At 59.7% G+C, this 22678-nt stretch carries 18 protein-coding genes; 10 read left to right on the top strand and 8 right to left on the bottom strand.

The window, feature by feature from the left end; translation table 11 throughout:
- Positions 1 to 386: 386 nt before the first annotated feature.
- The 3 genes from ACR0A2_RS02395 to ACR0A2_RS02385 are packed head-to-tail and all read right to left on the bottom strand — an operon-like array spanning position 387 to position 3809.
- Complete coding sequence (locus tag ACR0A2_RS02395; protein ID WP_480833929.1) at positions 387 to 1856, bottom strand: carboxypeptidase M32; 1470 nt, start codon at positions 1854 to 1856, stop codon at positions 387 to 389.
- Between the two features lies 1 nt (position 1857).
- Positions 1858 to 3006: a heme A synthase gene (ctaA, locus tag ACR0A2_RS02390; protein ID WP_171115694.1), complete on the bottom strand. Its 1149-nt coding sequence runs from the start codon at positions 3004 to 3006 to the stop codon at positions 1858 to 1860.
- Positions 3007 to 3065: 59 nt separating this feature from the next.
- Entirely contained in the window at positions 3066 to 3809 is a 744-nt protein-coding gene (locus ACR0A2_RS02385) for an RNA methyltransferase (RefSeq protein ID WP_170344120.1), read from the bottom strand.
- A 155-nt stretch (positions 3810 to 3964) separates the two neighbouring features.
- Between ACR0A2_RS02385 and ACR0A2_RS02380 the strand changes: the two genes are divergently transcribed.
- The gene (locus ACR0A2_RS02380; RefSeq protein ID WP_480833928.1) at positions 3965 to 4585 is read left to right on the top strand and encodes a thiamine phosphate synthase; all 621 of its coding nucleotides are present in this window, start codon (positions 3965 to 3967) and stop codon (positions 4583 to 4585) included.
- On the opposite strand, the gene ACR0A2_RS02375 is transcribed toward ACR0A2_RS02380, so the two are convergent.
- A complete protein-coding gene (locus ACR0A2_RS02375) occupies positions 4582 to 5724 on the bottom strand; it encodes a HupE/UreJ family protein (RefSeq protein WP_480833927.1) in 1143 nt (380 codons plus the stop codon). The two genes, ACR0A2_RS02380 and ACR0A2_RS02375, sit on opposite strands and share 4 nt — an antisense overlap.
- Positions 5725 to 5895: 171 nt before the next feature.
- On the opposite strand from ACR0A2_RS02375, the gene ACR0A2_RS02370 reads away from it, so the two are divergent.
- The 3 genes from ACR0A2_RS02370 to ACR0A2_RS02360 all read left to right on the top strand — a co-directional run bounded on the left by ACR0A2_RS02370 (position 5896) and on the right by ACR0A2_RS02360 (position 8439).
- On the top strand, positions 5896 to 6789 hold the full coding sequence (locus ACR0A2_RS02370) for a PfkB family carbohydrate kinase (RefSeq protein ID WP_480833926.1): 894 nt from the start codon (positions 5896 to 5898) through the stop codon (positions 6787 to 6789).
- Positions 6786 to 7697, top strand: a complete 912-nt coding sequence (locus tag ACR0A2_RS02365; RefSeq protein ID WP_480833925.1) for a pseudouridine-5'-phosphate glycosidase — start codon at positions 6786 to 6788, stop codon at positions 7695 to 7697. Before ACR0A2_RS02370 ends, ACR0A2_RS02365 begins: the two co-directional genes overlap by 4 nt.
- 64 nt (positions 7698 to 7761) lie before the next feature.
- Positions 7762 to 8439 (top strand): DUF502 domain-containing protein, encoded by a 678-nt coding sequence (locus ACR0A2_RS02360; RefSeq protein ID WP_152458130.1) that lies wholly within the window; start codon positions 7762 to 7764, stop codon positions 8437 to 8439.
- Here ACR0A2_RS02360 and ACR0A2_RS02355 read toward each other — a convergent pair whose 3' ends face one another.
- The gene (locus tag ACR0A2_RS02355) at positions 8440 to 9465 is read right to left on the bottom strand and encodes a patatin-like phospholipase family protein (RefSeq protein WP_480833923.1); all 1026 of its coding nucleotides are present in this window, start codon (positions 9463 to 9465) and stop codon (positions 8440 to 8442) included.
- Between the two features lie 64 nt (positions 9466 to 9529).
- Entirely contained in the window at positions 9530 to 10303 is a 774-nt protein-coding gene (locus ACR0A2_RS02350) for a 3-hydroxybutyrate dehydrogenase (protein WP_152458132.1), read from the bottom strand.
- A gap of 297 nt (positions 10304 to 10600) precedes the next feature.
- Here ACR0A2_RS02350 and ACR0A2_RS02345 point away from each other — a divergent pair, with 297 nt between their 5' ends.
- A complete protein-coding gene (locus ACR0A2_RS02345; protein WP_480833922.1) occupies positions 10601 to 12418 on the top strand; it encodes an extracellular solute-binding protein in 1818 nt (605 codons plus the stop codon).
- 557 nt (positions 12419 to 12975) lie between these two features.
- Complete coding sequence (locus ACR0A2_RS02340) at positions 12976 to 13215, top strand: hypothetical protein (protein ID WP_171167900.1); 240 nt, start codon at positions 12976 to 12978, stop codon at positions 13213 to 13215.
- Here ACR0A2_RS02340 and ACR0A2_RS02335 read toward each other — a convergent pair.
- Positions 13204 to 13827, bottom strand: coding sequence for a helix-turn-helix domain-containing protein (locus ACR0A2_RS02335; RefSeq protein ID WP_171167898.1), 624 nt, complete (start codon positions 13825 to 13827; stop codon positions 13204 to 13206). The genes ACR0A2_RS02340 and ACR0A2_RS02335 overlap by 12 nt on opposite strands.
- A 64-nt stretch (positions 13828 to 13891) precedes the next feature.
- Between ACR0A2_RS02335 and ACR0A2_RS02330 the strand changes: the two genes are divergently transcribed.
- The 4 genes from ACR0A2_RS02330 to ACR0A2_RS02315 all read left to right on the top strand — a co-directional run bounded on the left by ACR0A2_RS02330 (position 13892) and on the right by ACR0A2_RS02315 (position 19067).
- A complete protein-coding gene (locus ACR0A2_RS02330) occupies positions 13892 to 15409 on the top strand; it encodes a class I adenylate-forming enzyme family protein (RefSeq protein WP_480833921.1) in 1518 nt (505 codons plus the stop codon).
- Positions 15406 to 16065, top strand: a complete 660-nt coding sequence (locus ACR0A2_RS02325; RefSeq protein ID WP_152458137.1) for a DsbA family oxidoreductase — start codon at positions 15406 to 15408, stop codon at positions 16063 to 16065. Before ACR0A2_RS02330 ends, ACR0A2_RS02325 begins: the two co-directional genes overlap by 4 nt.
- 76 nt (positions 16066 to 16141) lie before the next feature.
- Positions 16142 to 17350 carry a multidrug effflux MFS transporter gene (locus tag ACR0A2_RS02320; RefSeq protein ID WP_480833920.1) on the top strand — a complete coding sequence of 403 codons (1209 nt, stop codon included), beginning with the start codon at positions 16142 to 16144 and terminating at the stop codon, positions 17348 to 17350.
- 58 nt (positions 17351 to 17408) lie between these two features.
- A complete protein-coding gene (locus tag ACR0A2_RS02315; RefSeq protein WP_480833919.1) occupies positions 17409 to 19067 on the top strand; it encodes a tetratricopeptide repeat protein in 1659 nt (552 codons plus the stop codon).
- 141 nt (positions 19068 to 19208) lie between these two features.
- Here the strand turns inward: ACR0A2_RS02315 and mfd are convergent, their stop codons facing one another.
- Positions 19209 to 22667, bottom strand: a complete 3459-nt coding sequence (gene mfd, locus ACR0A2_RS02310) for a transcription-repair coupling factor (RefSeq protein ID WP_480833917.1) — start codon at positions 22665 to 22667, stop codon at positions 19209 to 19211.
- Between the last annotated feature and the right edge of the window lie 11 nt (positions 22668 to 22678).

The following is a 22678-nucleotide window of genomic DNA, read 5'->3' as shown; positions in this document are numbered from 1 at the left end:
ACATCGCGCCTATCGTGAGAGTCACTCCAAACCCGGCCTGTGCCCCGGCCATTCTGGTGCTCAATTTCCGGCGTGGTCGGAACGACGCTGGCCTACCGGCGTTCAAGTACCGGTGTGACAGGAAACACACTCTGAAGCACCCGTTGCGCGTTCCGCGATATCCATGAAGAAAAATCACGGTTGGACATAGTCATTCGCCCTTCGGACGCAAAACACTGGGTTGTCACCCGGAAACCATACATGAAATACCCGCGCGCCCGAATTCCTCTGCTTGGTACAGATGTGAAAACTTTTTGCACGACGCGCTGGTTTGAGTATTCAAGCCAAAGCCAATGTTGCAGCGTATATGGCGAGAAGCCTTGCCAATCGGCTACCGATTCATGCTGTTACAGCCCGTACAATCCGCTGAACTTCTGTTCCAGATAGTCCAGCAAAGGTTCGGGCCCCGGCTCTACTCCACTCGCCCTCTGGCTAATCTCGCGTGGGGCATAAAGCCCGCCATGTTGCTGAACCTGTTCACGCAGCCAAGCGGTTGCGCCTGTTGTGTCACCTTCTGCCAGTTGCGCATCCAGTTCAGGAACTGCGCCGCGCAGTGCCTGATACAGACATCCTGCATAGACATTGCCCAGCGAATAGGTCGGGAAATACCCGAACAGTCCAACCGACCAGTGCACATCCTGCAAACAGCCGTTCGACGGTTTGTCGACCGCATAACCGAAGTCGGCCTTGAACCGGTCATTCCACGCCGCTTCCAGCTCGCTGACCTGCAAGTCCCCGGCCATCAGCGCGCGCTCAAGATCGAACCGAAGCATGATGTGCAGATTGTATTGCACTTCATCGGCTTCGGTCCGGATATAACCGTTGTGAACCCGGTTGACGGTAGCGTAGAAAGCATCTGCATCGGCAATTCCGAAATCGCCGAATGCGTCTTTCATCTGATCGAACAACCATCCCGTAAACGCACGCGAACGGCCAAGCTGGTTTTCATAGATCCGGCTTTGGCTTTCATGCACACCCATGGACACGCCGCGCCCCAGTGGCGTCAGCAGGTAGTCGCGGTCGATCCCCTGTTCGTAAGCGGCGTGGCCGACCTCGTGAATGGTGGAATAAAAGCAGTTGAACGGGTCCGTTTCGCTGGTTCGCGTGGTGATGCGCACGTCCAGGCCCGAACCCGAGCTGAACGGGTGAACCGCCTTGTCGACACGGCCGTTGTTGAGGTCATAGCCGAAGGCGACCGCCAGTTTTTGCGTAAGCCGCATTTGGGTCAGCTCGTCAAAGCTTCCGGTCAGCGCGGCAGGTTCCGGGCGTTCCAGAACGGCCGCACGCAAGGCCACAAGACGTGGGCGCATCTCATCGAAAATGGCCGCGATCTGAGCGCCGGTTGTATAGGGTTCATAATCCTCGACCATGGCGTCATAGACGTCTCCGCCCTGTGCCAGCGCCTCGCCTTCCTGACGCTTCAGCGATACGACCTCTTCCAGCACAGGAAGGAAGGCCGAGACATCTTCGTCCTCGCGCGCCTGTGCCCATGTTCCCTGCGCGGCGGACGTGGTCCGGGCAATCGCCGTGGCCAGATCAGCGGGCACCTTGACCGCCCGATCATAGGCGCGCCGGATTTCCCGCAGCTGCGCCTTTCCGACTTCATCCTGAGGCGCGGCCTGATCCAGCCACTCTGCCACGCGCGGATCCGATCGGCGCGCGTGCAGGACGGCCTCGATCGCCGCCATTTCCTCGGCGCGTTGAGGCGCGGCCCCGCGCGGCATGACGGTTTCCTGATCCCAACCCAATCGCCCAGCGATTTGGCCCAGTGCCGAGGTTTCACGCTGAAAAGCCATCAGTTCGTCGAAAGCGGTCATGTTATTTTACTCCGCGCACAGATGTTGCGATTGGATAAGCAGTCAGGAACCGCGCGCGCAGGATCAGGGTCCAGACGACGACGGCCATGAACTGGTGGAAGATGGCGATCTGCCACGGTGCTCCGTAGACGACGGTCACAATGCCGACGACAACTTGCAACGACAGGGCCGCGAAAGCCGCGTTGAAGGCGAAGCGCGTCTGAGGATGCGCGCTGGCGCTGCCGCGGCGCCAGACGACAATAGCAAAGATGAACAACAGGTAACCTGCGCAGCGGTGAATAAACTGCACAAGCCCCGGGCTTTCGAAGAAGTTGCGCCACATCGGCTCCAACGCGGTGGCGTCCGGCGGCAGCAGCTGCCCGCCGATCAGCGGCCAGTCGGTATAAGACCGACCAGCGTCGATCCCGGCGACAAGCGCACCAATGAGTATTTGCAAAAAGGCGAAATGCATCAGGCCGGTGGACAACGAGAACAGTTTCGCTTCCTTCATGCGACGCGCCTGCATCAGGTCACGTTCTTCCCGGCCAAGCTCGAAAATATACCAGGCGAGGAACCCGAGAATTACGAATGCCAGCCCCAGATGGGTGGCCAGGCGATAGCTGGCGACGGCGGTCATCCCCTCGCCCTGCGTCACACCCGATGCGACCATCCACCAGCCGACAGCACCCTGCACACCGCCCAGAAGGCCGGGGATCAGCAGCTTGCCGGTCCAACCCGTGGGGATCTTGCGGGCCACGAGGAAGCCCAGGAAACCGATGGCCCAGACCAGCCCTATCACGCGGCCCAGTTGGCGATGCCCCCATTCCCACCAATAGATGGTTTTGAAGTCGCTCAGCTGCATCCACTGGTTCTGAATGCGCCACTGGTCAATCTGCTTGTACTTGTCGAACTCGGCCTGCCAGTCTGCCTCGCTCAACGGTGGAACGGCTCCGGTGATTGGGCGCCATTCAGTAATCGACAGCCCGCTGTCAGTCAGCCGCGTCAGACCGCCGACAGCGATCATCACCACGACCAAAGCGAACAGGATCATCAGCCAGGCACGGATTGCCTTGCGCGCACCGCCACGCCCTCGGTCGATCATACCGGGTTGAACGGCCTGTTGTTTTTCGGTGTCCGAGACCTCTTCGAAGATGCTGCGCTTACCGCTCATGCTGTCCTCATGTCCTGATTTCGTCGCAAGCTAGGGCTTGGTGGAAGATAGGTCCAGCCTCAGCCTTTGTCTTTCCAGCGGACCATCTGCCGCATGATCCCGTGCAGCATCTGCACGTCGGCCCGCGTCATCCGCATCCGCGACCACAGGTTGCGCAGGTTGATCTTCATACCCTCGGCCTTTTCGGGAGGATAGAAGAACCCGGCCTCTTCCAGCCGGTCCTCGTAGTGTTCGACCAGTTTCTCGACCTCGATCCCCGTGGCCCAGTCCCCCTTGCCCAGATCGGTGGATTCATGAACCACGTCGCCGGTCTGGCGCATCCACTCGTAAGCGGTCAGCAAAACGCATTGGCCCAGGTTCAGCGACGCGTATTCCGGGTTCACGGGCACCGAGATGATTGCGTTTGCCTTGGCGATGTCTTCGTTCTCCAACCCTGCGCGTTCGGGGCCGAACAGAACCGCAACCTTTTCACCCGCCGCGACCTTTTCGGCGGCGATCTGCATGGCACGCTCGGGGCTGTAGACGGGTTTGGTCAACCCGCGTTGCCGTGCAGTGGTGGCGAAGACAAAGGTGCTGTCGGCCAGCGATCCGGCCAGATCGTCAAACAGCTGCGCTTCGTCCAGCAACCGGCCCGCACCGCTGGACATGGCCACCGCCTTGGGGTTTGGCCAGCCGTCGCGGGGCGCCACGATGCGCATCCGGTCCAGTCCAAAGTTCCACATCGCCCGGGCCGCGGCACCTATATTCTCACCCATCTGCGGGCGAACAAGCACGAAGGAAGGCTGGGATTTGTCGCTGGGCATGGTTCACCTTATGAAAACTTGGCCTGCTGTAATCGGCAGGCTCTTGCAGGGCAAGGCGCTGGGGCTGGAATTTGCATGGTCTCGGCCATAAAAGTTTGCTTCCCCGCCGCAATCCGCTAAACCGCGCCAAAGACCAAAAGCCGAAGGACGCGCCCATGGACACCCCCGAGCAGCCGCAGATTTACCTGATCACGCCTCCGACCATCGAGCTGAGCACGTTCCCCGCCAAACTGGCATCGGTTCTGGACGGGGCCGAGATCGCCTGCATCCGTCTGGCGCTGGCTGGCAACGACGAAGACAGCATCGCCCGTGCTGCTGATGCCTGCCGCGAGGTGGCCCACGCCCGCGACGTGGCCATCGTTATCTCGAACCACGTGCTGCTGGCGCAACGTCTGGGGCTGGACGGGGTGCACCTGGATGACGGCGCACGTTCGGTCCGTGCCGCGCGCAAGGAGCTGGGTGCGGACGCGATCGTCGGAAGCTTCTGCGGCGCGTCCAGCCATGATGGCATGACGGCGGGCGAACATGGCGCGGATTATGTGGCCTTCGGCCCCGTAGGCACCGCCACGTTGGGCGACGGAACCCGCGCCGAAAAGGATCTGTTCCAATGGTGGTCCGAGATGATCGAAGTCCCGGTCGTGGCCGAAGGCGGCCTGACGCCCGAACTGATCGGTGATCTGGCCCCCTGCACCGATTTCTTCGGCATCGGGGACGAGATCTGGGGCGATGACGACCCGTTGGGTGCGCTGAACAGGCTGCGGGCGGCAATGCCTTAAGCCAGCAACCAGGGTTCGGCCATCCAATACACGCCGACCCCGGCGATCAGCATCGAGGCCAGAACCGAAATCCGGCCTCGTTTTCTGTGTGACCCGCCTGCAACCAAGAGCGCGCAGGCAAAGGCCAGAACAGCCACAAAGACGACAGGCAGCAGATTTCCGACGCCAAACCCCAAAACGGCCGGGGCCAGATGATCGGGCGGCACCCCGATCCTTGCCAAATCCGAAGCCAGTGCCAATCCGTAAACACAGCCTGCGGCAAGCACGGCCAGCAGGCGCCAGACCTGCAAGTGCCGCGCCACCAGGTTCCATAGCGCCAGAATGATGATCGAAGCCACCAGGGCCTGATCCTGCAAGCTGTCCGGCAGGTCCAGCACGCCGTACATGTCCAACCCGAGCCCGACAAAAACCCCTGCTGCCAAAAACGCCACCTGAGACATCACAGGCCGCAGGCTCAGCGTCAGCATCACGAGTGTCAGAACAACGATGGTTGGCTTGAAGGGGCTTTGAACAAACCGGCTGATCCCCTGTGCGAAATACGTCTGCAATGTCTGCTCGGTCGTCAACGACGCACCGCCCCGCAACGGGATCAACGGGCTGATTTCTCCGGCCGCCAAAAAGCCTGTATACGGGGCCACAACCTTTTGCTGGCGAAGCACGACCGACCCGCCATGCAGTGGCCAGGTCAGGCGCAGGTTCGATGCCTGATCCGACAAATGAGCGGTCAACAACAATTTGGAAACTCGCACTTTTTCCACATCGCCCACCACGGGAATGCGCACACCTTCATAAGACAGGTCCAGCCGTTCAGACGCTTCGACCACAAGGTTCTGCTTCCAGACCTGAACGAAATTTCTGATCTGCGGCTCCAGTTCCGACGACACCATGCGCCGCAGAGATCGGTACTGTGAATTGCCGGAATAAGCGTCGGGTTGTGTCGGATCGGCACCGACCAGCATGGCCTCGGCGTTCAGTTTCACCTCAAGAAACAGAGTGTCATCCTTGACCCAGAAATCAATGACCGTCGACGGGGCAGTTTGCGCCTTTGCGGATCCGGGATGCAAGGTCAGAAGAACGACAAAACTCAGGGCGCAGGTATTGAGGGCTCGGAGGATGGCACGGAAGACAGGGCCATTCATACGAAACGCTCCAACAGGAAAATATAATCAACAATCATTGCTATTGATTGTTCCCGCGAAGGCCACGGATCGCAAGCCCAAAGGCGATATCGGCCCGGGCCGGTCGGGAATCTCTTGTTGCGATGACGTTCCGGCTTGCACGGGCAACACTGCTGCGGCATGACGTCCCCTATGACTCAGAACACCAATATCCTGTGCATCGGCTCGGTCCTGTGGGACGTGATCGGCCGATCGGCCAGCGCCATGCGACAGGGCTCGGACGTGCCGGGCCGGATCACCCGCCTGCCCGGCGGCGTTGCGATGAACATTGCCATGACACTGGTTCGGTTCGGCATGACACCCACCCTGCTGACAGCCATTGGCCGCGATCCCGAAGGCGACGAGCTTGTCCATGCCTGTTCGCGCCTCGGCATGGTGACGGATCACATCTATCGGTCGCAGGATTTGCCGACTGACCGCTATATGGCCGTCGAAGGGGCGAACGGGTTGATCGCGGCGATTGCCGACGCGCATTCGCTGGAGGCCGCAGGCGCAAAGATACTGCACCCTTTGATGCACGGGCCTTTGGGCCATGAGAACGCACCATTTGAGGGCCCGATCGCGCTGGATGGCAATCTGACACTGGACCTGCTGGAAGAAATTGCCCAAAGCCCAGCTTTTGCGCGTGCGGATCTGCGCGTGGCCCCGGCATCGCCGGGCAAGGCCGAACGACTGCTACCGTTCCTGAAACATGCCCGCGCCACGCTGTACGTGAACCTCGAAGAGGCCGGTATTCTGTGTCAGCGCGAGTTCACCGATTCCGAATCCGCGGCCAAAGGCCTTCTGGATCGCGGCGCGCTGCGTGTGCTGGTCACCGATGGCGGCAATTCGGCAACCATCGGCAGCGCGGCAGAAGTTCTGACGCAAACACCCCCTGCCGTTCTGGTCACCCGCGTGACCGGTGCCGGGGATACCTTCATGGCGGCCCATATCGCCTCAGAATCCGGCGGTGCATCCAGTGACGAGGCTCTGACCCGCGCCCTGCACGCCGCTGCAACCTACGTTTCCGGAGAAACCCCACTGTGATCGACATCCAATACTCTGCCGAGGTCCGCACCGCCAAAGACGCGGGCCTGCCCATCGTCGCGCTGGAAAGCACCATCATCACCCATGGGATGCCCTATCCGCAGAACATCGAAGTCGCGGCACAGGTCGAACAGGACATCCGCGATGCGGGTGCGGTTCCTGCAACCATGGCCGTGATCGAAGGCAGTTTGCATGTCGGGCTAGAGCAGGATCAGCTGCAATGGCTGGGTCAGGCCCAAGGCGTTGCCAAGATCTCGCGCGCGGACATGGCGGCGTGCATCTCGACCGGTGGCACCGGGGCCACCACCGTTGCCGCCACGATGATCGCCGCGCACTATGCCGGGATCGAGGTTTTTGCCACCGGCGGTATCGGCGGCGTGCATCAGGGGGCCGAGACCACCTTCGACATCTCTGCCGATCTGCACGAGCTTGGGCATACGCCCGTGACCGTCGTCGCAGCCGGGGCGAAGGCCATCCTGGACCTCGCCAAAACGCTTGAGGTTCTGGAAACCCTGGGCGTGCCTGTGATCGCACATGGCCAGGACGAGTTTCCTGCGTTCTGGTCGGCAAAGTCGCCCTTAAACGCGCCCCTGCGCATGGACAGTGCCGATGCCATCGCCAAAGCCCACACGACCCGCCGCGCGCTGGGTCTGCCCGGCGGGCAGTTGGTGGCGAACCCGATTCCAGCCGCCGATCAAATCCCGGCCGAGGAATTGGCCCCCATCATCGCCGAAGCCCAGTCAGATGCAGATGCCCATCGCATCACCGGCAAAGCCGTGACCCCCTATCTGCTGCAACGTATCTTTGAAAAGACCGAAGGCCGGTCATTGGTCGCCAACATCGCCCTTGTTCGAAACAATGCGCGTTTGGCGGCCAAGATCGCGCAAGCGCTCGTCAAACAGAGGTGACGTTAACCTATTGTACCAAGACCGTGGATTGACTACCTAAATCCGGAAACCATTCGGAACCGCAATGAATACACCCTTCGACGAAGAGCCTCACCGCCGCCCGGGCATGCTTTCACGGCTGCGCGCGTCCTTTCTGACGGGCATCGTGGTCATTGCGCCTGTCTGGTTGACGGTCTGGCTGATCTGGTCGGTGGTCGGCTGGATAGACAGCGCGGTCCTGCCGCTGGTGCCCCAACAGTTCCAGCCCGAACAATACGTGGGCATCAACCTGCGCGGTGTGGGTGTGGTGATCTTCCTGATCTTCACCGTTCTGGTCGGCTGGATCGCCAAGGGCATTCTGGGCCGTTCCCTGATCCACTTCGCCGAAAGCGTTGTTGACCGGATGCCCGTCGTGCGCTCAGTCTATTCCGGGATCAAGCAAATTTCGGAAACGGTGTTTGCCCAGACCGAGCGTTCTTTTGAAAAAGCCTGCCTGATCCAGTACCCGCGTCGCGGGATCTGGGCCATCGGCTTTGTCTCGACCAGCGCCAAGGGTGAGGTCAGCCAACGCGCCGAAACCGGTGGCGAGCTGCTGAGCGTCTTCGTACCCACGACACCCAACCCGACATCGGGGTTTCTGCTGTTCTTCCCCGCAGAAGACGTGATCCTGCTGGACATGAGCATCGAAGACGCCGCCAAACTGGTGATTTCGGCGGGGCTTGTATACCCGAATGGAAAAGATCCGACACAGCCGCCCGAGTGATCAGCTGAACATCGCAGGCAGATCAATTGTGCTGGTCTGGCCCAAATCCTTCTTGTGGTTGTCAAGAAAACCATCTGCGGCGTTCCGTCCGGCCTGTTTCAACTTGTGCAGAATGACCGGATTGGGCACGGTCTTGGTGGCAACAGACAGGCTGTTCATCAACTCGTTATCTGCAATCATGTGAACCAGCACGCGGCTCATCTCTCCGGCCGTCAGCTTGCCTTCTTTCAACAACCGCTGGACAAAGCTGATCGCCCGCAACTCGCGAAACAGGGATGAGTTGAAGCTGATCTCGTTGATCCGGTTCTGGATTTGTTGCGGCGTGATCGGAACCTCGTCGCGCTCCAGCGGATTGATGTTCACGATCACCACGTCATCCGGCAAATCATCGTTGAACAGCGGATAGAGCGCCGGATTGCCGGTATACCCTCCGTCCCAATAGGCTTCGGTCCGGTTTGACTTCGGGTCGAAAATCTCAACCGCCTTGAACAGGGTCGGCAAACAGGCCGAGGCCAAGATGGCATCCGTGCTGATCTCGTCGCCGGTAAAGACGCGGATCTTGCCGCTGCGTACGCAAGTGGCACACACAAACAGGCGCGGGCCTTCATCTGCGCACACCTCGTCGAAATTGAACCTGTCCACCACCGGCTTCAAAGGGTTGCTGTAGAACGGCCCGTACGCATAGGGCGACACCATCCGCGACCAGGCATCCCCAATCGAAAACGGCACCGAGTATTCCATCGCCTGCGCAATGGCCGCCGGTTCAAGGCCGCGAAACCAGTTGGCAAAGCGCATGTCGCCAATAGCGCCCATACGCTTCCACAACCCGTCCAGGCGTGCCCGCGCGCCTTCGCGCCCGCAATGAACCATACCAGATTTGTAGGCCGCACCGTTCAGCGCCCCTGCGGAAGTTCCGGTAATTGCAGCGACCTCGATGTCGTCCTCGTCCAGCAGCCGGTCAAGCACACCCCAGGTGAACGCGCCATGCGCCCCACCCCCCTGCAAAGCCAGATTGATCCGCTTCATACCGCAGCCCCTTCATCTTTTCCAAAATACTCTGGGGGTGTGGGGGCAGCGCCCCCGCAAATCCTCAAAGCGCGGTCCAGCCACCATCGACGGAAATTGTGGTTCCGGTGATCTGAGCTGCCGCGTCCGAACACAGGAAGATAGTCGTTCCACCCAGTTGCTCGACCGTGGCAAACTCCTTGGACGGTTGCCGTTCCAAAAGAACGTTCTTTACAACGTCTTCACGGCTCATGTTGTATTCTTTCATCGTGTCGGGAATCTGGGACTCGACCAGCGGCGTCAGCACATATCCCGGGCAGATGGCGTTGCAGGTGATCGGCTCCTGCGCTGTTTCCAGCGCTACGGTCTTGGTCATTCCAACCACACCGTGCTTGGCCGCAACATATGCCGCCTTGAAAGGGGATGCCGTCAGACCGTGGGCCGAGGCGATGTTCACCACGCGCCCCCAACCTGCCTTGCGCATCATCGGCAAGGCGGCCGCCGTGGTGTGAAAGGCCGAGTTCATGTTGATTGCGATAATCGCATCCCATTTTTCAACCGGGAATTTGTCGATCGGTGAGACATGCTGAATCCCGGCATTGTTCACCAGAATGTCACAAGACCCCGCCTGTTCGATCAAGGATCGGCATTCCTCGCCCTTGGACATGTCGGCCTTGATGTAGCGCGCATTGGTTCCGGTCTCTTTCGCAATCTGCGCGGCAAGCGCGTGATCTTCATCGCGATCGGTAAAGGAATTCAGAACCACATCGGCACCGGCCTTGGCCAGCTCGCGTGCGACGCCCAGGCCGATGCCCGAATTTGATCCCGTGATGATTGCAGTTTTGCCGGACAGGCTCATGTCCATTCTCCCTCAAGCGTTGATCAGGCGCACCATGCCATGCTGCACCTGCAAAGAAAACGGGGAAACATATGGGATTGGAATACCGGCCTGAGACTTCCACAGGCAAAAAAAACGCCCGCACGAAGCGGGCGTTAAGTTATTGAGGCAGGTTTCATACAGGCAAGAAACCTATCGAGCAGTGCAACCTTTATAAGCAATTCTGCGCCTTGGTCCAAGCTAAAAGTTTGATAATAAGAAAAATCATCACTACGGTGAATACCAACAAAATAAGGCCAGAGCAGGATTGTTTCCAAAATGAGCCCGGATTTTCTCCGTCCGTTTCGATCACTTGTGGCGGGAATCGCCACCATTTTCGTGATCTCTGTCGCCCATGCAGAATCGTCTCATGGCATAGCTATGTATGGGGACCCGGCCCTACCACCGGATTTTGTGTCACTCCCATACGCCAACCCGAATGCACCCAAAGGCGGCAAAGCCGTATTCGGAAACACGGGCGGTTTTAACAGCCTGAACCCGTTTTTGCAAAAAGGCACCTCGCCATGGCAATTGCCTTTCTGGACCCATGAAAGCCTGATGGGGCGGTCATGGGACGAACCTTTCACACTTTACGGGCTGTTAGCCGAATCAGTTGAGACCGATCCAGACCGGTCTTGGGTCGAATTCACCCTGCGGGAGGAGGCGCGGTTTTCCGACGGCAGTCCGGTCACGATCGATGATGTTATCTGGTCTTACGAAACGTTGGGCACTCAGGGGCATCTGCGCTATCGCGGTCTTTGGGGCAAGATCGACAGTATCGAACAAACCGGCCCGCGTTCGGTGCGGATCACGTTCAATGAACCCGACCGAGAGCTTGCGCTGCTGGCCGGGATGCGCCCAATCCTGAAAAAGGCGCAATGGGAGGGCAAGGATTTCGCGGATGCGCAACTTCATGATGTACCGATTGGAACCGGCCCCTATGTGATCGAAAGCTACGAAGCGGGACGCTTTGTGAATCTGCGACGCAATCCGGACTATTGGGGGAACGACCTCCCGTTTCGCCGCGGCACCATGAACCTTGATGAGCTGCGGATCGAATTCTACGGCGACGGCAGCGTCTTGTTCGAAGCTTTCAAGGCCGGAGAGCTGTCAGCCGTGCGTGAATTCAACGCCGACAAATGGGACACGCAATACAACTTTCCCGCCGTGCAGCGCGGCGATGTCATCAAGACCGAAATTCCGCATGGAAAACCTTCGGGAATGACCGGGTTCGTGATGAACACAAGAAAGGCTCCGTTCGACGACTGGCGCGTGCGCGAAGCGCTGATGCTTGCGTTCAACTTCGAGTTCATCAACGACACGGTAACCGGTGGTGCGCAACCAAGGATTACGTCTTATTTCTCGGGGTCCGACCTTGCGATGCAGCCCGGCCCGGCCCAGGGGCAGGTAAAAGACCAGTTGCTTCCTTTCGCTGACATCCTGTTGCCCGGCACGCTGGAAGGGTATGAACTGCCGAAAGGCGACGGATCGGCCCGGAACCGGGCAAACCTCCGCAAGGCCGCCGGACTATTGGCCGAGTCAGGCTGGACCGTTCAGGATGGCGTGCTGCGCAATGCAAATGGCGATCCCTTTCAGATGACTTTCCTGCTTCAACAGGGTGACAGCGAGATGGCAACCGTGGTCGAGATCTATTCCCGCGCGCTGGAACGTCTTGGCATCCGGGTCACGACGGAACAGGTCGACAATGCCCAATATGTCGGGCGCACGTCTGAACTAGACTTTGACGTCACGACGTTCCGCCGAGCGCTTTCCCTGTCTCCCGGCAATGAGCAGCGTCTTTATTGGGGCAGCGAAACTGCCGATGCGCCCGGCACTCGCAACCTGATGGGCGTATCTTCGCCCGCAGTTGATGCCATGATCGATGCGATGCTGGCCTCAAAAACCCGCGAGGACTTTACCGCGGCCACCCGCGCGCTGGACCGGGTATTGACGGCAGGCCGCTATGTCATCCCGATCTGGAGCTTTGACATCGGGCGCATCGCGCATGTCAAAGAGCTTAAGCACCCGGAAACCCTGCCTATCTATGGCGACGGTCCGCAGTACATGCCCGAAGTCTGGTGGTACGACGCCCGGTAAAAGGCGCAAACCCAAGACCAGCCGATGCACTTGTGAAATCGGCTGGTCTTTCCGATCGGGGTTTCCCGGCGACCGAAGCTCGAAGTCTCACCTGTTCAAGGCGGTCTGCGTTCGGGAAACTTCCGCCAATCGGCAAAATTCAGCACATAGGGGTCCCGCACAAGATATCGTGTGTCCGCATTGGAAGCATCGTAATCAGCGTCCAACATCGTCACATGCAAGCGATCCGGAAAGAAACACCCACAAACAGTTTTACTTGTCTGGAAAATATGCATATATATTGCGCATTTAGGCTTAATAACAAGCTGGCGATGACCCCGCCTCTCTGCCTGCCGGGACAATCTGGCGCTGCGGATTACAGAACAATCGGGCCCGCCACCACTCACACCAAATGTAGGCCCGCAGGCCCGTTGCGGAAACTTCGCAGCGGGCACTTTTCCCCTCAAGAAGGCGAGGTCCAGCGCTGCGACATTTTGTCATGTCTTACGTTACGGCACCCTATCCGTACTCTGAAGCGGGGGAGAGCAGTCCTAATCGTTGCTAAGGGAAGCTCATTGATGATGAACTGGACCGATCTTACAAACGACTGGAATGCGGCATGCGAACGCGCAAAGCGGCGTTTTCCGAACCTGCGTGACAAGGACATGATGCGCGTGTTGAAGGATCGAAAAGGGTTTGAAGCCTATTTGGCCGAACGTCACCAACTTACGATAAATGAGGCGCATGAAGAGGTCGAAGATTTCCTGTTCACCGAAGGGCTCAACCGGGAATTCAGCAGAACCGCTTTAGGCAAGTGATGTAACCCAAAGGATCGTCGCGTCTTCGTCACTGACGGAAATCACGTTGTGGCCCATGCTGCCATCGTAATACGCGCTGTCCCCTCTGCGCATCTCAACCGGCTCGTAAAACTCGGTGTAAAGCTTGACGACACCGGTCAGCACATACATGAATTCTTCGCCGTCATGGCGCACCCAGCCGTCAAATTCATCCATTGATCTTGCGCGGACCCGCGCACGATAGGGCAGCATCTGTTTCTTGGTCAGGGTTTCGGCCAGAAGCTCATGCTCATAGGTTGTGGTGGCATGAGCCGTGCCGTCGCCCACACGGGTGATCGCCATGCGTCCGATCACCTGATCGCGCTGGGGCGGCGTAAACAGTTGCGGAACAGAAATCTCCAGCCCGGTCGCAAGCTTCTTGAGCGCGTCGTAAGTCGGCGACATCTGCCCGTTTTCAATCTTGCTGAGGGTCGAGCGTGCCAATCCGGCCTGACTGGCGGCCTGTTCCAATGTCCATTCCCGCGCTTTGCGCAGCTCTCGCACACGTGCGCCAAGGTCCAGCGGCTCAACTTCGGTATGGTCGCCAGAATCGCGGGCAATTCGGATCAGAGATTTGGGATCTTGAGTGCTCATGACCCTTCTATAGGCCCGGCCAGCCATGCTTGCAACGCGGCAGGCGGCGCGATAGCCAGAGGCCATGTTGTCAATCTTCGATCAGGGGTCGCCCACACCCTGCCCCACGCCATTCAATCTGGCGGCCCATGTTCTGGGCCGCGCCGATCACGCGCCGGACAAAGTGGCTTTGTCAATATTGCGCCCGAATGGCGCGCAGGACTGGACCTATCGCGATCTGAAAGCTGCTGTGCTGGGCACAGGCACGGGTTTGCTGCGGGCCGGTTTGAAACCCGGTGATATCGCGCTGATGCGGCTGGGAAACACGGTGGATTTCCCGATTGCTTATCTGGGGGCAATTGCCGTGGGCATCGTACCGGTGCCGACATCGTCACAACTGACGGAACCCGAAACCGCCAGGATGATCGACGAGCTTTCTCCGGCGGTGATTCTGCGTGATCCGAGCGTTGCCTGCGCCTCGCATTCCAAGCAGATCGGGCTGGACGCGCTGAAAGCGATGCGATGCCTGCCCACGGCAGAATTGGACATGGGCGATCCGGAACGTATGGCCTATGTCGTCTATACCTCTGGAACCTCGGGCAAGCCTCGTGCCGTGGCCCATGCCCACCGGGCAATCTGGGCGCGGCAGATGATGGTCGATGGCTGGTATGGTCTTCGCGAGACCGACCGGCTGTGCCACGCCGGAGCCTTCAACTGGACCTATACGCTGGGCACCGGCCTGATGGATCCATGGATCAAGGGCGCAACTGCCCTGATCCCCGCGCCCGGCACCGAAATCACGGCCCTGCCTGCCCTGCTGCGCCAGAATGGCGCAACGATCTTTGCAGCGGCCCCCGGGGTCTATCGCAAGATGGTGCAAGGGTGCGATCGGATTGGGCTGCCAGACCTGCGCCACGGCTTGTGCGCGGGTGAGAAACTGTCGCGCGCGCTGCACGAACAATGGCGAAAGGCCACCGGCACCGAGTTGTTCGAAGCCTACGGCATGTCCGAATGCTCTACCTTCATTTCCTCCAGCCCGGATCACCCTGCGCGCGGCGACTCATTGGGGCAACCGCAACCGGGGCGTCGCGTGGCGATCCTTGGTCCGGACGGTCCGGTGCCGAAGGGGCAAGAAGGCACCATCGCCATTCACCGCTCTGACCCCGGTTTGATGCTGACCTATCTCAACGCACCCGATGAGGTTGAAACGCGGATGCAGGGAGAGTGGTTTCTGACCGGCGATCAGGGCGCCATGGCCGTGGATGGCCAGATCAGCTATCTGGGCCGCGACGACGATATGATGAACGCGGGTGGCTATCGCGTGTCCCCAGTCGAGGTCGAAGCCGCCCTGTCCCGCTTTCCGGGCATCACGCAGGTAAGCGCCGCCGCGGTCGAGGTCAAACCGGACACATTTGTGATAGCGGCCTTCTATACGGGCCCGGAAAAGCTGGACGATGCGGCCTTGCGCACCTATGTCGAAGCCCACCTGGCGCGTTACAAACAACCACGCGCCTTCATCCATCTGCCCGCCCTGCCGACCGGTGGAAACGGCAAACTCCTGCGCCGGGCGTTGCCGGCTTATTTCGAGGCACCAACAAAATGACCCAGACCGTCAAGCTCGACATCCTGTCCGATCCGATCTGCCCGTGGTGCTATATCGGCAAGACTCAACTGGACAAGGCGCTGGCCAACGTACCCGACCACCCCTTTGTCATTGAATGGCATCCGTTCCAGTTGAATCCTGACATGCCGGATGCGGGAATGGATCGGCGCGAATATCTCGAGCGCAAGTTCGGCGGCAAGGACGGCGCGGTTCGCGCCTATGCGCCGGTTGTGGAACACGCCGAAAAGGCCGGTCTGAACATCAACTTCGAGGCCATGAAGCGCACCCCCAACACGCTGGATGCGCATCGCCTGATCCATTGGGCTGGCATCGAAGGCAAGCAGAATGCCGTCGTCGATGCGCTGTTCGATGCCTATTTCGTGCAGGGTCGCGACATCGGCGACCACGAGGTGCTGGCCGACATCGCGGACAGCGCCGGAATGGACGCCGCCGTGGTCATGAAGCTGCTGAAATCAGACGCCGACCGCGAGGATATCCGCAGCCGCGATGCCCATTCCCGCAAAATGGGCGTGAGCTCGGTCCCGACCTTCATTGTTGCGAACCAACATGCAGTTCCCGGCGCCCAACCTCCTGAAATGTGGGAGAAAGTGATCGCTGAAATCATGTCTCAACTTGAGGCTTCCCCTGCAGAATAGCACAGAGGTCTGTGCAAATTTCCAGTCTGGCCTATGCCGACCCGCCGTGATAGCGCGAACGGGTTAGGAGGTCTTCATGGCCAATCGCATGTCGAAGGCAGAATTCATTGCACTGATTGCAATGATGTTCGCCACCATCGCCTTTTCGATCGATTCTATGCTGCCTGCGCTGCCCGAGATCGGCGCGCAGCTCAGCGCCGATGACGTCAACCGTGCCCAACTGATCCTGACGTCATTTGTGTTGGGCATGGGGATCGGCACGTTTTTCACCGGCCCGCTTTCGGATGCGCTGGGACGCAAGCCCGTCATTTACGGCGGCGCGGCTTTGTACATTGCGGCGTCTGCTGTCGCATGGGCCAGTTCCTCACTGGAACTGGTCTTGATTGCACGTGTGGTTCAGGGCCTGGGCGCCGCAGGTCCGCGCGTGGTGGCCATGGCGATCATCCGCGACTTGTATTCGGGCCGCGAGATGGCGCGGATCATCTCAATCGCGATGATGATTTTCACGTTGGTACCCGCGGCGGCACCGATGCTGGGCGCCGGTGTGATCGCTTTGTTCGGATGGCGCGGGATCTTTGTGTCTTTCATGCTGTTTGCGTTGGTCATCATTTCCTGGATGGGCCTTCGGTTGCCGGAATCTCTGGCCCGTGAAAACCGTCGTCCCTTTCGCATTCCGTTGATGTTCTCGGCCACGAAGGAAATGTTCTCGCATCCGACCGTGCGCCTTTCGATCATGGTTCAGACCCTGTGCATGGGGGTGCTGTTCACCATGTTGACAATGGTTCAGCCGGTTTATGACGTTATCCATGACCGCGCCGAAAGCTTTCCGTTCTGGTTCGGGTTCGTGGCGCTGATGTCCGGATCGGCCAGTTTGCTGAACGCGGCACTAGTGGTGCGTGTGGGCATGCGCCGGATGGTGACATGGGCGCTGGGGGGGCAAATCCTGATTACCACCTTTGTCATGACCCTGAACGCCGCGCATCTTTCGCCGGACGCCTCATTCGCGCTGTTCGTGTTCTGGCAAACCATGGTGTTTTTCATGGCCGGCGTGACGCTGGGCAACCTGAACGCCATCGCGATGGAGCCGATGGGGCATATTGCCGGAATGGCAGCCTCGGTCATCGGATCGATTTCGACGGTGCTGGCCGCTGCCATCGCCGCACCGATCGGGCTGTTGTTCGACGGTTCGATCACGCCTTTGACCCTCGGCATCCTGAGCATGTGCATTCTGGCCTTCGGGCTTATGCTGCATATGGGCCGCGTTGAAGAGCGTCTGCCAGCCTGATCTGTGCGACTCGTGAGAAACACGCTACCCTCGACCTGAACCAAGCGGAGGGCTTCTGATGCGTGAATACTATGATCTGGGCAGCTATTCCTGTCCGGTTACGACCTCCGTTCCCGAGGCTCAGCTATGGTTCGACCGCGGCCTGAACTGGACCTATGGGTACAATCACGAAGAAGCCGTGGTTTGTTTCCAGCGCGCAGTCGAACATGACCCCCAATGCGCCATGGCATATTGGGGCGTCGCCTACGCGGCGGGACCGAATTACAACCTGCCATGGGACTTGCAGGACGAGCGGGGTCGCCGCAAGGCGCTGGCGCTGGCCTATGATGCCATGCAAAACGCCCTTCGATTGGCAGACGGCTGTACGCCCGTCGAGCAAGCTCTGATCCAAGCCCTCCTTGCGCGCTATCCGCAGCGAGACCCGGCAGAGGACATGCACCGGTGGGATCACGATTTTGCCGAAGCGATGCGCGCAGCCTTCGCCGCGCACCCCGATCACGCGGACCTGCGCACGATCTACGTCGAGGCGCTTTTGAACCTGACACCCTGGAAAATGTGGGACCTGCAAACAGGCCAACCGGCCGAAGGCGCTGCAACGCTTGAAGCGCAGGAGGCGTTGGAATGGGCCATGGCCAACGATCCGGCCGCCATGTCACATCCCGGCCTGCTGCATCTTTATGTTCACCTGATGGAGATGTCGCCCACGCCGGAAAAAGCTCTGAAAGCCGGTGATGTCCTGCGCACATTGGTGCCCGATGCGGGGCACCTCGTGCATATGCCGACACATATTGATGTGCTGTGCGGCCATTATCACAACGTGGTGCAGTGGAACGAAAAAGCCTCGGATGCGGATCTGAAATATTACGAACGCGAAGGCGCGTTCAATATCTACACCGGCTACCGCCAACACAATTATCACTTCGCCATCTACGGCGCGCTGTTTCTGGGTCAGATCGAACCTGCCCTGCGCGCCAATCAGGGTTTGTGGGATACAACGCCAGAGGAGATGCTGCGCATCGAAAGCCCCCCCATGGCGGATTACTTCGAAAGCTACATGTCCATGGGGCCGCACATCCTGATCCGCTTTGGCCGCTGGGAAGAGGCAAAGGCGCTGGAGCTGCCCTCCGATCCGGATCTCTACCGCACCCTGACGGCGACGACCCACTACGCCCGCGCCATCGCACATGCCGCAACCGGTGACGTCGTCCATGCCGAAGCGGAAGAGAACCTGTTTCTGGCAGCCAGGGAATGCGTTCCGGCAACACGCCGGTTGCACAACAATCGCGCGATCGACCTGCTGGAAATCGCGGGGGAGATGCTGCGCGGTGAGATCGAGTACCGAAAGGGCAATTTCGAGATCGCCTTTGCCCATCTGCGCCGCTCGGTCGAACTGGACGACACCCTGCCCTATGACGAGCCCTGGGGCTGGATGCAGCCCACCCGCCACGCGCTTGGCGCATTGCTGTTCGAACAAGGTCATGCAGCAGAAGCAGAAGCCGTCTATCGCGAAGATCTTGGCCTTGGCGGCTCGCTCAGCCGCGCGTCGATCCATCCCGACAACGTCTGGAGCCTGAAGGGGCTGTACGATTGTCTCAAAGCCCGCGGGGAAGATGTTGAAATCCGACAGGTCAAACAACGCCTCGACTTGGCTTTGGCCCGCGCTGATCGGGCGGTTGCAGCGTCTTGCTTCTGCGCGCAGGCTGCAATGCGTGTATAGGCGGGATCGCGCTGCCGCGCGATGCCTCCGGCGGGGATATTTTCAGCCAGATGAAGCTGGGATCCGTGACTTCATCTGGCCGCAAATATCCCGGGGGAGATGCGCGGAACGCGCAGAGGGGGCAGAGCCCCATCCTGCCTATCAACCAGCCTTGGTCTTCTTCTTTTCCGCGACCACTTTTTCAGCAAGGTCGCGGGCAATCGCAAAGGCCCCTTTGATCTTGTCGCTGTCTTTCTTCCAATCCCGGCGCACGACGATCTTGTTATCCTTGACCTTGGCCATGCCGCGCTGGTTCTGAATGAATTCAACCAATCCCTGAGGGGATGCGAACTTGTCGTTGTGGAACTGGATCGTCGCGCCTTTCGGGCCTCCGTCCAGCTTGGCGATGCCCGCCCTTTTGCACATGGCCTTGATGCGCACGACCAGCATCAGGGTATTCACCTCTTTCGGCAATTTACCGAAACGGTCGATCAACTCCGCGGCAAAGCCCTCCAGCTCGACCTTGGTCGACAGCGACGACAAGCGGCGGTAGAGGCCGAGACGAACATCCAGATCGGGTACGTAATCATCGGGAATCAGAACCGGCACGCCCAAATTGATCTGTGGGGCCCATTGGTCGTCAGCATCTGACAGCCCCTCCATCTCGCCGGCCTTGATCTTGGCAATCGCTTCTTCCAGCATGGATTGATAAAGCTCGTAGCCCACATCGCGCATCTGGCCAGACTGTTCTTCGCCCAGCAGATTGCCAGCGCCCCGAATGTCGAGGTCCTGGCTGGCCAGAGTGAACCCGGCGCCCAGCGTATCCAGCGAGCCCAGAACCCGCAGGCGTTTCTCGGCCGTAGCCGTCAGTTTCTGCCGTGGCTTGGTGGTCAGATAGGCATAGGCACGGGTTTTGGATCGCCCCACCCGGCCCCGGATCTGGTAGAGCTGCGCAAGACCGAACATATCGGCGCGGTGCACGACCATCGTGTTCGCTGTTGGAATGTCCAAACCGCTTTCCACAATTGTCGTCGCCAGCAGCACATCATACTTACCGTCATAAAACGCGTTCATTCGATCATCGAGTTCACCCGCCGCCATCTGGCCATGTGCAACCACATAGGTCAGTTCCGGCAGCTGGTTTTTCAGGAACTCCTCGATCTCGGGCAGGTCCGAGATGCGCGGAACCACGTAGAAACTTTGCCCGCCGCGATAGTGTTCGCGCAGCAGCGCCTCTCGAATCGTGACCGCGTCGAATTCGCTGACATAGGTTCTGATCGCCAAGCGGTCGATGGGCGGTGTGCCGATGATCGACAGATCGCGCACCCCAGTCAGCGACAATTGCAAGGTTCGCGGAATCGGGGTTGCGGTCAGGGTAAGAACATGGATGTCACTGCGCAGTTGCTTCAGCCGTTCCTTGTGTCCCACGCCGAAATGTTGTTCTTCGTCGATGACCAGTAGACCCAGATTGTGAAACCGTATGTTCTTGGCCAACAGCGCATGGGTCCCGATCACGATATCGACCGTGCCCTTGGCCAGCCCCTCACGTGTCTGCTGCGCCTCTTTGGCCGAGACGAAGCGCGACAATTGCCGCACTTCCAGAGGGAAGCCGCGAAACCGTTCCCTGAAGCTTGCCGCATGCTGTCGGGCAAGCAGTGTTGTCGGTGCCACGACCGCAACCTGCACGCCGGACATGGCGGCGACAAAGGCGGCGCGCATCGCCACCTCGGTCTTGCCAAAACCGACATCGCCGCAGATCAGGCGATCCATGGGGGCACCAGAATGCATGTCTTCCATCACATCCGAGATGGCGCGCAACTGGTCATCGGTTTCCTGATAGGGGAAACGCGCGCTGAACTCCTCCCACGCGTGCGGCGGTGGGTCCATCACGGGAGCTTTACGCAGAGCACGTTCCGCCGCGATGCGGATCAGCTTGTCCGCCATCTCGCGAATGCGCTCTTTCAGCTTGGCCTTCTTGGCCTGCCAAGCGCCGCCGCCAAGTCGATCCAAAAGCCCTTCGTCATGGCCGTATTTCGACAGCAGTTCGATGTTTTCGACCGGTAGGTACAACTTTGCCTGCTCGGCATATTCCAGCAGCAGGCATTCATGGGCGGCACCGGCGGCCGTGACGACCTCCATCCCCATGTATCGACCAATACCGTGATCCACATGCACCACCAGATCACCGGGGCTGAGGGATTGGGTCTCGGTCAGGAAATTCTCGGCCTTGCGGCGTTTTTTGGGTTGGCGGATCAGCCTGTCGCCCAGAACATCCTGTTCGGCGATCACCGTCAGGTCGGGGGTCTCAAAACCGTGTTCCAGCGCCCAGACGGCAAGGTGCAGGCCGCGCTTTCCGATGCGCGTTCCATTGGCAATGGGAATCGCCTCGGCCAGACCTTCATCCTCGATCAGGCCAGTCAGACGTTCGCGCGCACCTTCTGAATAGGACGCGATCAGCACCGGACCTTTGTCAAGCTTGGCGCTGATGTGGCTGGCCAAAGCACCGAACAGGCTGATGCTTTCCTGCTGACGTTCCGGAGCAAAGTTGCGCCCTATCCGCCCGCCGGCATCGATGACACCCGGGCCCGAGGCCTGTGGCAAGGGGCTGAACTGCATGACGCGCCGATCCGCGACAGCCGCCTCCCACGCCGCATCATCCAGATACAGCAACCCCGGAGGTGTGGGTTTATAGACCGTATCCATGCGGGATCGGTTTTCCAGCGCCAGACGCCGAGTTTCATATTGATCGGCAATCGTCTCCCATCGGGCCAGTCTGGCCGGTGTCACCTGATCATCTACGGTGATCGTGGCATCCGGCAGATAATCAAACAGTGTTTCAAGCTTGTCGTGGAAGAACGGCAGCCAATGTTCGATACCCTGATGCTTGCGACCGGCACTTACCGCTTCGTAGAGCGGATCATCCGTGCCCGCGGCGCCGAATTCGATCCGGTAGTTCTGGCGGAACCGCGTGATGGCCGCATCATCCAGAATGACCTCGGACACCGGCGCAAGTTCAACCACGTCCAGCTTTTCGGTCGTGCGCTGAGACACGGGATCAAAACGGCGCGCGCCGTCCAGTACGTCTCCGAACAGGTCCAGACGGACGGGGCCCGATTCACCCGGCGGGAAGATATCGATGATACCGCCGCGAATGGCGTAATCGCCTGGCTCCATCACGGTGGGGCTTTGCGTGAAGCCCATGCGCACCAGGAAGTTGCGTAGCGCGGCCTCATCTATGCGCTGATCGACACGGGCGGTGAACGCAGCTTCGCGCAGCACGTCTCGCGCCGGGACGCGTTGGGTTGCCGCATTCAATGTCGTCAACAACACGAATTTCTGCGGCATCTGGTGAACCAGAGCCGCCAGCGTGGCAACGCGGGCCGCTGAAATGTCGGCATTGGGTGAAACCCGGTCATAAGGCAGACAATCCCAGCCCGGAAACACGAAGACCGGCATGTCGGGGGCAAAGAAGGCCAGTGCCGCGCGCATCGCCTCCATCCGCTTGTCGTCACGTGCGACATGGGCCACCGGCCCGTTGCTGCGGGCGATTTCGTTCAGCACAAGCTGCGCGTCAAACCCTTCGGGGGCGCCGCCAACTGTCACGTGGTTCGGAGCCTTCATCGCCTCGCCTT

This window comes from Ruegeria sp. H8 (genome assembly GCF_056532905.1).
Note: the sequence above shows the minus strand (reverse complement) of the source record. Positions and strands in the feature narration are given on the sequence as shown.